General features: G+C 62.4%; 11 protein-coding genes. 6 read left to right on the top strand and 5 right to left on the bottom strand.

Annotated features, from left to right (window positions below; translation table 11 throughout):
• Window positions 1-170: 170 nt before the first annotated feature.
• Both EV580_RS33855 and EV580_RS23630 read left to right on the top strand, forming a co-directional pair.
• Entirely contained in the window at window positions 171-617 is a 447-nt protein-coding gene (locus EV580_RS33855) for a hypothetical protein (protein WP_166654853.1), read from the top strand.
• 43 nt (window positions 618-660) lie between these two features.
• The gene (locus EV580_RS23630; protein WP_353619863.1) at window positions 661-1458 is read left to right on the top strand and encodes a M14 family zinc carboxypeptidase; all 798 of its coding nucleotides are present in this window, start codon (window positions 661-663) and stop codon (window positions 1456-1458) included.
• A gap of 7 nt (window positions 1459-1465) precedes the next feature.
• On the opposite strand, the gene EV580_RS23625 is transcribed toward EV580_RS23630, so the two are convergent.
• Both EV580_RS23625 and EV580_RS23620 read right to left on the bottom strand, forming a co-directional pair.
• Complete coding sequence (locus EV580_RS23625) at window positions 1466-2350, bottom strand: hypothetical protein (RefSeq protein WP_133694095.1); 885 nt, start codon at window positions 2348-2350, stop codon at window positions 1466-1468.
• Between the two features lie 279 nt (window positions 2351-2629).
• Complete coding sequence (locus EV580_RS23620) at window positions 2630-3091, bottom strand: hypothetical protein (RefSeq protein ID WP_133694093.1); 462 nt, start codon at window positions 3089-3091, stop codon at window positions 2630-2632.
• Between the two features lie 334 nt (window positions 3092-3425).
• Between EV580_RS23620 and EV580_RS23615 the strand changes: the two genes are divergently transcribed.
• Window positions 3426-4667 carry a YncE family protein gene (locus EV580_RS23615; RefSeq protein WP_166654851.1) on the top strand — a complete coding sequence of 414 codons (1242 nt, stop codon included), beginning with the start codon at window positions 3426-3428 and terminating at the stop codon, window positions 4665-4667.
• 143 nt (window positions 4668-4810) lie between these two features.
• On the opposite strand, the gene EV580_RS23610 is transcribed toward EV580_RS23615, so the two are convergent.
• Window positions 4811-5734, bottom strand: a complete 924-nt coding sequence (locus EV580_RS23610) for a hypothetical protein (protein ID WP_133694090.1) — start codon at window positions 5732-5734, stop codon at window positions 4811-4813.
• Between the two features lie 67 nt (window positions 5735-5801).
• Window positions 5802-7304 (bottom strand): VWA domain-containing protein, encoded by a 1503-nt coding sequence (locus tag EV580_RS23605; RefSeq protein WP_133694181.1) that lies wholly within the window; start codon window positions 7302-7304, stop codon window positions 5802-5804.
• A 408-nt stretch (window positions 7305-7712) separates the two neighbouring features.
• Between EV580_RS23605 and EV580_RS34095 the strand changes: the two genes are divergently transcribed.
• Together EV580_RS34095 and EV580_RS23595 are read left to right on the top strand one after the other, a co-directional pair.
• Window positions 7713-8204, top strand: coding sequence for a hypothetical protein (locus EV580_RS34095; protein WP_208114650.1), 492 nt, complete (start codon window positions 7713-7715; stop codon window positions 8202-8204).
• A gap of 200 nt (window positions 8205-8404) precedes the next feature.
• Entirely contained in the window at window positions 8405-9703 is a 1299-nt protein-coding gene (locus tag EV580_RS23595; protein WP_133694088.1) for a hypothetical protein, read from the top strand.
• 20 nt (window positions 9704-9723) lie between these two features.
• On the opposite strand, the gene EV580_RS34330 is transcribed toward EV580_RS23595, so the two are convergent.
• Window positions 9724-11454 carry a DUF7937 domain-containing protein gene (locus tag EV580_RS34330; protein WP_286171782.1) on the bottom strand — a complete coding sequence of 577 codons (1731 nt, stop codon included), beginning with the start codon at window positions 11452-11454 and terminating at the stop codon, window positions 9724-9726.
• Window positions 11455-11630: 176 nt separating this feature from the next.
• On the opposite strand from EV580_RS34330, the gene EV580_RS23585 reads away from it, so the two are divergent.
• Window positions 11631-12926: a protein kinase domain-containing protein gene (locus tag EV580_RS23585; RefSeq protein WP_286171781.1), complete on the top strand. Its 1296-nt coding sequence runs from the start codon at window positions 11631-11633 to the stop codon at window positions 12924-12926.
• Window positions 12927-13177: the final 251 nt, after the last annotated feature.

Here is a 13177-nt window from a genome sequence, read left to right as displayed (position 1 = left end):
AATCTCAACGTAGCCAGGACTTTACCGCTATGCCGGGTCCGCAGAACGTCTACAAGGTCACCCCACCACCCCAACAACCATCGTCACCGTCACCGGCTAGGCCCGCGTCGAACTCCTCGGGCGGGGGTGGTCTGAAAATAGCGGCGGTAGTGATTGGGGCCGTTGTCGCCGTGGCCGCCATCATCGCCATCATCATCAACCTCACCCAACACGACACCAGTCGCTCGACGGCATCGGTGACAGCTACTACGACGGCGTCGAAAACCTCAGCGCCGGAGCGATCTTCCTCAACAACAGTGAGTTCGACGGCGAGCACGGGCGGCGTGGTAACTGTCACGGTGCAACCGCAACAAGCCGTCGGTGTCGTCGTCGGGACGTGTGACGAAGGGGGAACCTGTGGCGTCAAGCAACGTGATGCGCCGTATGCCGCCGCACCACGTCTGTACCCGGACGACCTCCGCGATGGCATCAGGGTGACCCTGATCTGTCAGACGATTGGTGACAGCCGGACGAGTGCGGGCCATGGCACCAGCACTGTTTGGTACCGGCTCGACAACGGAGCTTACGTGAATTCGGTCTACCTGGCCGTCACGGCGGGCCCCGTTCCGATGTGCTGATGCCGACGTGATCGGCCGGCACTGGGCGTTGGTATGGGCCGCCATGGCCTGCGCGGCTGAGATTGTTGTATCCGGTTGCGGCCCAGCAACGTCTACGATTGATCCGTCCTCCAGCTCCGGAGTGTCTGCTGCTAAGCAACTGCCCCCGACACAGCCCGCAATGAATGGCCCTGGCAGCATATCGAGTCCGGTCGATGCCAACGGTTGGGAGACAACCGGCTTATCGGTGCAGGGGCGGCCCATCCGTGTCCGGAGTTTTGGGCATGGCCCGCGTCGGGTGCTGTTCATCGGCGGCATTCACGGCGACGAAGCCGAAGGAACCTTCTCGACCGCCCAACTCCCGGAGGCGTTTGCCATTGCCGGACTCGACGACGCGGTGACTTTGACAATCCTCGAGGACGCCAATCCAGACGGCCGTGCCGCGGGAACCCGGACTAACGCCAATGGCGTTGATATCAATCGAAATTTCCCGGCCAAGAACTTCGACACGAGTAACCCCGCGTATGGGTTGTCACCATTGAGCCAGCCGGAGTCGCGTGCCGTATACGAGACGATCGAGCGGGTTCGCCCGGACCTGGTGGTGGCAATGCACTCGTGGGCGGGGCGACAGTTCCTCAACTACGACGGTCCTGCCCGGGGTCTTGCCGAGCAGTTTTCCACGCTGAGTGGACTCGAAGTAGAGGAGTCCACATCGTTCGCGCCGACGCCGGGGTCGCTGGGCTCTTATGTCGGGCGGGACCGCGGTATCCCGATTCTCACAATCGAAGTGCTCAAAGGCTCCTCCCCTGAGGCTGTTTGGGGAAAAGTACGGGAGGCATTGCTGCGGGTCATCGCGGGATGACAGTGAGTCATTGCCGTGCGTGGATCACCAAGTACACCGGCCCGACCTGAAGTTGACTGCCGTTGGTCAATAGGGTGCGTGCGCCGCTGTAATTCTCGAAGTGTTCGATCTGACCATTGTTCAACACAATGGTGGAAACGTTCGGCGGCAGCTCCCGAACGAAGACGTCGTCTTCGATGTTGCCGCCGATCGTAATGGGCTGCAGGCCCAGACCGATCTGAGTGGTCTCACCGGGAGCCCAGATCACTTCGAGGCTCGCTTCGCGAAAGAGCTTCTCTACCACATACATTGCGAGGCCAAGAGAGAGGCCAAGGGTGGCAATACCGACGACACGCCCCCAGGTCTCCGGCAGTTGTTGGGCGATCAGGACGAAGCTGATACCGCCGATACAACCCCCGACGAAACCGGCAGCAATTCCCCGCCCTACGCCGAGATTCGGGACGGTACGGGACAGCAGACCGCCGATGAGGGCACCGGCTATACCCCAGCAGAACGTTCGCAGCACATAGTTTTTGAACTCAAATGAGTCAACGGGGATCAAGTAGACGGCCTGGGCCACGGCTCCCGCCACAAACCCGGCTGCCGCTCCGAACAGCCAGGTGAGGCCTATGCGCCCGGGCCGTAGTTCGCGCCGTTGATGCCAGGCATCGGAGAGGAATAGCGCCGTGGCAATGACACTGGTGAAGAGGAGCGACCAGAGGCCTGTCACCCATATCGTCATCAATCGGCTTGTCGAATACTCCTGAGGAACAACTTCAGCGAGCAACGCGCCGACGGCTCCGCCGAGTGCTCCAGCAGATAGGTGGAGAATGAGCTTGTTTGAGCGCAGCTTCCCGAGCACGTCGCCGGCCTGGGTCGCCGACGGTGGCGCAGCGTAGTAGGGCGGTCCCATCGGCTGTTGCGGGCCGTACGGGCCGGGTTGCTCGTATCCAGGCGCCGGATACCCCGGTGGTGGACCCATGGGCGGCGGTGCCGTGGGATACGGCGAATGCTGAGGGTGCGGCTGGTGGGCGGCAGGTGCCGCTGGGGATCCTCCGACCGTATAGCCCGCACCGAACCTGCTCGGGGGCAGATTGTCAGTCACGCAAACGGTCTAGCACTAGCGGTGTCGATGCGTCGAGTAGCTAAGCGGGATTCATACGAACGGACGACAGCTGCTGCGGAAACGGGACTACGGATCGACCGTGAAGGGTTGCTCGCCGTGAATGTGCTGACCTTGTTTGGTGTCGACGTCAACGACGTAGGTGTACTGCCCTGGCGCTTTTAGTGCGAACTTCCAATGGCCGCTCTCGGCAAATCCGTTGACGCTCTGGTTGGCCGAATAGACGCTGTTTCCGTTGCCATCGAGCACTGTTGAGGTCTCATGGCCCCAGACGGTGGAACCGTCGGCCGTGTTCCAAGTTAAGGTGAGATCGACGACCCAATGTCCATTCGCGGTGCGACCGAGTTGGAAGTGGTTGGGTTCGACTTCGGAGCCGTAGGCAACGCCACGCTGCAATTTGATCGTCAACTGAAGGCTGGCCGGATCTGCATGTGCCGGTGCCCCGAGGCCACACGCGAGCAGACCTGCGGCGAGTGTTGCTGTCGCCGCGCGATGGGTGACGATACGGTTGCCGCGGCGTCGTGTCTGCACAGTGTGCCTTCTGTCCACGGCTTTGAACCCTAGCGCTGGAGGTGGGTCAACGAGCTTGAAATCTAGCCGACTGCTGATGTATTCGTACGAATGGCCGACAAGGACTCAACCGGCACACTCGATCAAGCCTCGATGGTTGCGGGCGGTCTTGAATCTGGTGTCATGATCGGCAGACTCGCTTGCCGTCACGGATTCGGAGACGCCACCGACTAATGTCAACTCGCCAGTGTGATGTCCGAATCAGTACCACGGGACTTTATAGGCTCCCTCTTCGACGGGTGTCAGATGTGCACGTGCGAGGGCGATGGTCGTCAGGAATCCCGAGGAGGAAGCAATGCGTTTCAATCCACCACCCAATTGGCCGGTTTCTCCGGGGTTCTATCCGGAGCCGGGGTGGAGGCCGGATCCTGACTGGCCGCACGCGCCCGCCGATTGGCAGTTCTGGGTCAATGACACCACCGAGACCTCGTCGGCAGCAATCCCTCATGCGTACGTAACCAGCCGCCAGCCATCTGAGCATCAGGGACGTGCCACAACGGATTACGCCCAAGCCCTGACCGGCGGCGCGCACCAATCGGCAGTAGGCGTCGGGCGGAGACGGCGGGTACTCCTCAGCGTCGGTGCAACGATCGTAGTCGCCGCCACCGCCATAGCCGCAATCCTGCTGTGGCCTCGCGAAGGAGCGCCGAAGCGGATCGTGACGCATCTGGCCGCAACGATCGACATCGGTGACTTCCCGCTGGATATGGCCCTGGACCCGAGTGGCCGCGAACTTTACGTCTCGCAGTACGAGGGAACGACTGTCTCCGTAGTCGACTTGTCGAGCAGGCAAGTCGTCGGCGCAATTCCGGTGGGCAAGAAGCCATCAGGGCTGTCTTTGTTGACCGCTGGCCAAAAGTTGTATGTCCCCCTGCTGGAGAACGCGACGGTGGCTGTCGTCGACACGACCACCAACTCGGTAGTTAAAACAATTCCGGTGGGCGAGTCGCCCACAGCCACGGTCGTCAATCAAAACAATGCGCAGCTCTACGTAGCCAACGAAAGCAGCAAGACCGTGTCCGTCATCGACACCGCGTTCGACACTGTCAGCACCACACTCGAGCTAAGTGGCTCGCCTTTTGATATTGCGGTCGACGAGTCAACGCGAATTGTGTTCACAGCCAACGACGAAGGATCGATAGGGGTCATTGACGGCACCACCAACACCATCAAACCTCCAATTGGTGTCGGTGTCCAAACGGCCGCACTCGCCGTCGATTCACAAGCAGGAACGGTCTTTTCGGCTGACTTCGCTAACGGGACGGTGTCGGCTGTCAACATCACCACAGGAAAAATCCCCTGGACCACCAACGTTGGTGCGCATCCTCGAGAACTGGCATTCGACCCCTCAGGTCCCATTCTCTACGTTGCGATGCAGGATGCGCAGATGATCAAGGCGATCGATCCAAACACCCGCGAGATCATCCGGGAGATCCATACAGATGGTCGGCCGACGAGTCTGATGTGGGATTCTGAAGCTGGCGAACTGCTTGTAAGTCTTGGTTTCGACCATAAGGTGGCCGTCTTTGCGCCGTGACGGCTCTAATCGGATTGCGCATGCGAACGAACTGTCCAGAGCGTTGTCTGTCGATTCGTAGATTAGCTAGCCAGCGGCAGTATCTGCAGACGGCGCCCGCAAACCCCGTTGGGTTGAAATGAGGTCCACACGATTGCGTTGTGCTATCGGAGCACTCGCTCGGTGGAGACCCACTCACCGTCGGTGAAGTGATGCGTAACTTCGATCGTCGAGTCGGGTGGGAAGCCGAGATCGGCTGTTGCTCCGCTGGTGTCTGCGTAGACCAACTTCTCGTCGGTGACTATTGCCGAACCGTCGATCCGCACGTGATCGAAGTACCGGATTTCACCGTAAGTCTCACCGTGGACCGGTGACGTGCCGGGCATGATCGTGTCGCCTATGGGCTCGGGTGTCGATGGGTTGGAAAAATCGAATACCCGTAGGAATTTCATCATGGATGTGCGCCCAGCACAGCACATGTCGAAGGTGGAGCCGAAGCATGTGAAGCCGATGACCGCATCGGCGGTCCCGTCCCCGTTGGCGTCGATCGGGCCGACCAACTTGGCATCCGTGATCGACGCGCCCCCGAATTGGCCGGACGAAGTCTGCGCTTCACCCTTGCCGTTCGTCACTGTGATCGGCACCGAGTGTTTCCAACCCGTAGAACCGTCTCCGCATGATCCAGCGGGAAACGTCATGCTGCGAATGATGTTGTCGGCGCCGACTTCGGGCAGCGCAGGGGCGCTTTGCAGCTTGTCGGTGTGCGATGTCGCTTGCTGGTTCGACGGTGAGTGAGTGTTGGACGCCCACAGCGCAACGCCGGTGACCACGAGGACCGCCGCCACCACCGCGATGATGACGGCGGTCCGCGGCGATCGCGGCACCGCTCGGTAGCTGCCCGGCTCCGGGGGTTCGTAGCCGATGTCCTGCTCCGGCCACTCCTCTGCAGGCCCCGGTGGGAAAGCCTCTTCAACGATCCAGAACTGCCAACCCGGGGGAGGCGCCGGCCACGACGGATCTATCGGCCGCCCAGGCCCCGGCGACCAGTTCGGTGGCACTGGCCAATTCGGCGGCACGTTGAACCGCATCAGGATGGATCCTCCCTCGTGATCAATGCCGGGCGTCTCCCCGTTTGCGCCATGAATCGGGATGCTACTAGCCGACGCGTTCGACCCGTCCCGGGCTGACAAAGACACTGTGCCCGGTGTCGTCATTGGTGAAGGTTAAACCCGACGCCGTGGAATCGACGGTCCATCCGATGGCTGTGTAGGTGGCGTGGTCGATCTGTTGCCACTCGACCAAGCCAAAGTTGCCGACGACCCACTCAGACGTGCCGTCGGCGCGGAACCGGAACCCGTTGGCGGGCTGGCCATAAAGCTCCGGCGGGTTGGTGTAGCGCGCCCCACAATCCACCTCTGACGACATGATCATGCACCATGTGTCGCCAGACTTGGCTTTGATGTACACCAGGTTATTGCTCGTTGGCGATAGCGCTGTCGGTTTGGCGATGGGCCCGCTTTGTGGCTTGCAGCGGCAGAGGACGATGGTCTCGACGGTGCCGTTTGAGGGGTTGTTGGTGCCGGCGCTGGTATAGCCGTCGATAACCATTTGATAGGCGGCGTCGGTGTTCGGGTCGGCGTCGTAGGTCACCGTCGTGGTTCCACCGCTGTTGGGTGTGGTGGACAGGGGCCCGCCGTAGAGTTCGGTTGCCTTACTCAGCGGTGAGCCGACGGTGAGTCCGTCGATGGTGCGGCCGCCGTTGCGGGGGCGGATGGCGTCGAGCGTTCCGTCGGTGAAGTCGTAGTCGCAATCGCGCCAGACCACGGTGATCCGGCCGGTGGTGCCCGCGTCCGGAAAGTCGGAGTGCTTGGTGCGGATATCGGCGACGTTGGCGCCGAGTTCGATGTCGCCAATACCGTTGGATGTCAGTGCGGTTTGGGCTTGGCCGGGGTCCTGGGTGGCAATCAGCCGGGCGGCGAGTTGGCTGGCATTGGCGGCTTGCACGAATATGCCGCCTGTGGCGGCCGCGATGCATTTCAGCTGATCACTGGCCGGCCCATCGGTCTTGAATCCGACCGTCGAGATGACGAGTTGGGGATGCGTGTGTTTGATCTGGCTCGCCCTATCACACGGTGCGCTGTCGCAGGTGTCCTCACCGTCGGACACCAGCACGATCGCTTGCGCCGAATCGTCGGCAGGGAGCTGTGCCGCAGCTCTGTCCAACGCCAGGCCGATCGGGGTGTACCCCGACGCGTTCAGCCCGTCGACATGGGCACGCATCTCATCGCGGTTGAGCGGGCCCAACGCGATTACCCGCTGGACGTCCTGACATCCCGCATCATGCTCGGATTCTGTTGAACCAGTGCCCATACCGTAGGTCTCCAGCCCGACCGTCGCGTCATCAGGCAGAGCGTCGACAAGGCCCCGGGCCGCGGTCTTGGCCGCATCGATCCGTGGCCCCGGCGCATCGGCCTGATTCATTGAGCCCGATGCATCCAAAATCAACACCGTTGGCACGCTGACCGACGCGGGTGTCGGGGCCTCGCCAGGCTTTGATGAAGGTTCGGCGCCTGTCGGCGAGTGTGTGCCAAACGTCCACGCCGCAACTCCGACCAGAGCTACGAGAGCTACCACCGTTGCAACGATGCCCGCGTGCATCATCGATCGCGATACCCGACGACGAGCCTCAGTGCCGCGCGGCTCGGATGCGGCACCCTGCCCCGGCCATTCTTCTTCGACTTTTGATGATTGTTCGTCGACGACCCAGAACTGCCAGCCCGGGGGCGGTGCCGGCCAGGACGGATCGACCCGCCGCCCCGGCCCCGGTGACCACCCCGGAGGCACCGGCCAATTCGACGGCGGGTTGAAGCGCATCAGCATGAACCCACGCCTACTTGCGTCATCAGGAGGATGCTACGGACAACGGCGTCGCGGCAGTCAGCGTTGGTCGGGCACAGACGAAAGCACGTGTGGGTTCAGATGTTCGTACGACATCAAGTCTGTGCAGCGCCCAGCCATCCCGTGTCAGGATGAGCGACATTGCTGCCACGAGGACGGACTCGAAGTATGTCGACGACTCTTGATGCGGTGTTGAGCATCCATGCCTTCGCCGATCGACAGGTTCTTTCTCAGTCGACAGAGATACTCGCCCGCCGCGGAATTCGCGGCTTCAGGTTCTCGTTCTTCTCCGGCCCGGCCTGGCTGCTCATCTTCCTCGTTCTCGGTGGATGGTATTTCAAGTACCGCAAAACGAATCCCGAGAAGGCCAAGAAGATCGAGCAACGCCTGAGGGGCGCATCCTCGTCGGTGGCGGATCGATTCAAGACGGGATTGGGCGCCGGGTCAGGTACCAACGGGGTTGACGGCCGACCCTACGGTCTAGGCCGCGTTGACCCACGAACGGCTCAGACTGCCAGCCTTGACGAGTTCCGCGCCAAACGTTTCAATCCGCCGCCCAACTGGCCGCCGATGCCGCCGGGCTGGACACCAGACGCCGAATGGAAACCAGACCCGTCGTGGCCGCCCGCTCCGCCGGGGTGGCAGTTCTGGGTCGCGTGACGGTCCGGCCGGGTCAGCCGTCACACGACAGTAACGCACTGTGGCACAACGTAAACGGATGATAACTTGACCCGAGGCGCAGGTGCGCGCCTGCCGGTTAAGTGCGGACCAAAATGACGTCAGTTGTCCGTCTGCACGGCGACCTCGAGTTCACTCTTGGACGCGTAATAGCAAGCGCCGGTGAGGGAACCATCTACGAGGTGGCCGACCGACCCGAGTGGGTCGCCAAGATCTTCCACCGGGACAAATCCGACCTGGCCGACAGACGCGACAAGCTCGCCGCGATGATCGAATCGCCGCCGCCGGGTGCAACGGGCACCGATGGGTTCGTCGTGCTCACTTGGCCGCTACACCTCATCGACACCCGAGACATGCTCGGCTATGTGATGCCGCGTATCGACACGGGGAATGCGGTTGAAATCCACACTGTGAGTAATCCATCCAACCGGATGAATCCGCTGCCCTCCGCTCCGCAGTGGACTCCGCGGATGACGTGGCGGCACCTGTTGCATGTGGCGGCCAACCTCTGCCACGCCGTGGATGTCGTACACCGTGTTGATGCAGTAATAGGCGATTTTCAGGAACGCAACATACTGGTCAATGACACGAGCCGCGTCACCCTCGTCGACTGCGATTCGATCCAGTTCGCGGATTCGCGAGGACGCCAGTTCTTCTGCGGGGTAGGACGTCCGGAGTTCACGGCCCCTGAACTCGTGGGTCTGGACCTATCTGCCGCGGTGCGACACAAGCCGTCCGACCTCTTTGCGCTCGCCATTCATATACATCTCCTGCTCATGGGTGGGAACCATCCATTTCTTCGAGGCATGTGGACCGGCAGTGGCGACCAGCCGAGCCCATTGACCTTGGCCGCAAGCGCGGACTGGGCAGGTGGGCCCGGATCGGCCCTGCGCACACACCCATTGGCGCCGTCTCCCAGCTTCCTTCCCGGTGAGGTTCGTCAGCTCTTTGGGCGCGCCTTCACTGCTGGTGCTCGCGACCCGTCAGCGAGGCCGGATGCCAGGGAATGGCGTGACGCGCTGCAAGCAGTCAAGTTGACCGAGTGTTCGAGCCTGCACCAGGTGCCCGTAGGTGCCGGCCGCTGCCCTTGGTGTGCGATCGAGGCCGAGCGGATTCATCGGCGTGCTACACCGAAACAAACTGTGGTACAGGGCGGCTCATCGACGGCCGCTGGAACCCACACTCCGCACGTGGACAGTTCAGCTGGACAGGCAACCGCCGCGAGCGGGCATGCGACGCCTCCGACGAGGAAGTCGCGCCCGAAGCCGAAAACGACCCGGATGAGCGCACGCCCTCCCAAACCGATCGCCTCGTCCAAGCCCAAACCGAAGGGAGGGCAACCCGACAACTTCTCGGAGGCTATGGGCCAGAGCCTCTACACCCTGTTTAAGATCGTGGGAATCCCGCTCGCCGTCCTCGTGGTCGTGATGACGCTATGGATCCTCATCTACTCGTTTAGCCGAGCAATGGGCGCGAGCTGACGCAAGATCTGACGAAGACTCTAGGGCCTCGGCCGGCGTTCATCGCCGGTATACGTTGTGCCGGCGGCGAATCGCTTACTGGATTCTTCCAAGATCTGTGCGATGCTCGGTGCCGTGGGTCGGCCTGGCGCTGGTGTCGCTGGGCCGGTCGGCTCCGGCCCGGGATTCGGTGTCGAGGTCTGACCGGTTGTCGCTGAGGCAATTCGGGCCGGCGCGCCGCCCGGAGCTGCGCGAAAGATCTTCGGAACGGGACCAGTCTTGGGCGAAGTGGTGTCGATTGCCGCGGCCTGTTCACCGGTTCGGAATATCCGAGGTGACGGTTGTGGGGGCAACTCGGTCAACGGAAAACTTTGTGGAGCAACGCCATCAACCTCTTCCGGCGCGACTTGCCTGACGTCGATCGGTCTTGCCCCGAGCCGGCTGATCAGCACGATCGCGCACAGAACGGCCAGTGTCAGTAGGCACACCACGATGTCGAAGCTGCTTGTGATCTGGTGTGCCAGATCATTGCCGTGAACCGGATTGTATCGCGGCTGGCTGGCACCGTAGTCCATCCTGGGCGCAAGCATCACGCCCAGCGCGACGTGCGAAATAGCCAGAGCGAGAAGCACTCCACCCAGTGCCACGCCAAGAACACCAGACCGCCGGTCGCTGTCGAGTCTCCTTCGTAGCCACACGGCCAGTGCCGTGGCACCGGCATCGAGCACGATCAGCACCGAGGTGCCGTAGGTGGAGTAGGGCAGTTTCAGGTTGGCGATGACCACGAGGTCGGTGATCCGCAACGCGGTGGAGCTGGCGAACCAGACGATAATCAGGAGCAAGCACTTTCGAGCCACGTCACGCCACTGCGACCCGCCGCGACGGCCCGACAGGCGTCGGCCTGCCAGCGTCCACGGGGCCACAATGGCTGCCGCGCCGACCCAGGCGAGATACCCCTCGAATCCCACCGACGTCGTCGACGTCGTCTGGGCGATGCCGTGGAATGCATCGATGTCTCGGCCGAGCCCGGTGCTCCACACCGTCAGTCCGGCCATCACCGCAGCGGTGCCCAGGATCACCGTCGACAATCGACTGGATTCCTGGTCCTGCAGCAGCCAGCGCGTGGCAACCAGTACGACCACCAGTGCTGCGGCCGCGTAGATGATCGTCATGCCGACAACGGTGGCGCTTTGCTCGCCGGTAACCGGGTTGCCGAGAGTTGGCAGGACCCACCGGGTGCGTTGGTAGACGTTGAACAGCGTCGCGAGGACGGCGAGTGCCATGGCGGCGATACCGAGCAAGCGTGGGGCGGCGACCCAGTGCCGGAACCCGTCGACCTGGCTGCCCAGCACAGGTTGGGCGGCCAGGAGGCTTCCGGCCAGGCCTGTCCAGACGGCGGGACCGACTCCGGGAGGAACCTCTCCATTTCCGCTGTAGCGGACCGATTGGACAGTTCCGAACAGCACGAAGCCCGCCACTACGATCACGTAGGGCACGTTGAGCCAGAACCGCGCCCGGTTGACCAAAGTGGGATCTAACCGGCTCACAAACGAGGTGGCCACGGCACAGCTCGATAGCAGGGTCGCCAGGATGACGACCAAGTACAGCCGCGTTGGGCTGTCCGGGACGCCAACTCCGAATTGCAGGTTCCACGGCACGAGCAGTGCTGCGGCCAACAGCAGCATGGCGACGATGTCGCGCAGCATGTTGAACCGCCGTAGTAGAGCGCGGTAATCGGTACCGACCTCATCGGTGGTGGGGTTATCACTCACCACTGAACCCCCTGGGACGCGTATATTCGGCGCGGCCCAGATTGGCTGGGGGCCTGACGATCTGCTCCGCATTTTAGGGGTGCACCCTGCGTTCAGATGTCCCCCGTTCGGACGACGTCCGAATCGCGACCTCGATTACGGCGCCTCCTGGCAGGGGTAGTGAGAGTATGGCCGGCGTGCGCTTTCTCCGACTCGACACCGGTCAGCCGCTGCAGTTGGGGCCGCCGCTGTCGGGTGCGACCGGAGAGGGGACCGTGTACGCGGTCGTCGGCCGGCCCAACTGGGCCGCGAAGGTCTTCCACCCCACATTGACTGGCCTTCGAGAGAAGCTCGCCAAGGTCGGCGCGATGGTTCAGTCGCCACCGCACGGCGCGGTGCAGCCCGACGGGCTGACCGTGTTGACGTGGCCGTTGCACCTTCTGACCAGCGACGAGGGACCGGTCGGTTACGTGATGCCGCGCATCGACACCGCCACGTCGGTCGAGCTCCACACCATGAGCAATCCATCCAACCGGCGTAACCCACTCCCCAACGCGCCGCAGTGGACACGACACGCGACATGGGGCCACCTGGTCAATGTCGCCGCCAACCTGTGTCTGGCTGTGGAAGTCGTCCACCGCGTCGACGCGGTGATCGGCGACTTCCAGGAACGCAATATCCTCGTCGCCGATACCACTCAAGTGACCCTCGTCGACTGCGACTCTATGCAGTTCGCCGACCGGACAGGCCGGCGCTATCTGTGCGCGGTGGGGCGGCCCGAATTCACCGCTCCCGAACTGATGGGCGTCGACCTCCGAACGTACCCGCGTGCCAAGTCCGCAGACTTGTTCGCACTCGCGGTGCATATTCATCAACTCTTGATGGAGGGCAATCATCCATTCCTGCGCGGGAGTTGGAATGGTGAAGGGAATCAGCCCGACGCCGTCAGCCTTGCCCGAACAGGGGACTGGGCGGGCGGCCCGAATTCGCGCCTGCGGAGCCACCCGTTGGCGCCGTCGATCACGTTCCTGCCGAACGAGATTCAGCAGCTGTTCGTCCGCGCCTTGACCGTGGGCTGCCAGGATCCGGCGTGTCGGCCAACCGCCGGGGAATGGCGTTCGGCGCTCGGCCGAATTCGCCTCATGGGCTGCCCGAGGAATCCCGCCCACCAATTGCCGATCGGGGCACCCATGTGTCCATGGTGTGCTGTCGACGACGAACGCAGAATCCGACGGCAGCGGAACAGCCCGATCACATCGGGATCCCTTGCTGTGCCGGTGAATTCATTCAGTGCGAGCCGGTCAGGTCCGCTGGCGATCTCCCGGCCGGTGTCTCCGCCGAACCCTGGCGCTTCTCGAAACGGCCGCAATCCGTTAGGAGTCAGTAACAAAGCGGTACTCATAGCGTTGGCGGCGGTGGTTCTGATCGTGGTATCGCTCTCGGCCTTCATCATCTGGGCAGTGTCGACCGGTGCGACGACCTTCGGCGGCTAGAGAGACCCAAATCGGTTCCCTGAGCAGGATTCCGGTACCGATCCAGTGAAAACACGATGTGAGCAAGGTCGGGGAGTCAGCGGGTCATGACTGGAATCGCCAGGCCGATTGAGGAAGCTAGACAGTCCTCGCATTTCAATTCGGCGTCCACCGTGTTGGAGGCTCGGGTTCTTCCGTTACAAATTCAGTTGATCTCGCAGGTGACTGGTGCGCAGATGCGAAGTCAGACGGCGGTGTTTCTCATTCGGGCC

Source organism: Mycobacterium sp. BK086, assembly GCA_004362315.1.
In the GTDB taxonomy this organism is placed as follows: Bacteria; Actinomycetota; Actinomycetes; order Mycobacteriales; family Mycobacteriaceae; genus Mycobacterium.
Note: the sequence above shows the minus strand (reverse complement) of the source record. Positions and strands in the feature narration are given on the sequence as shown.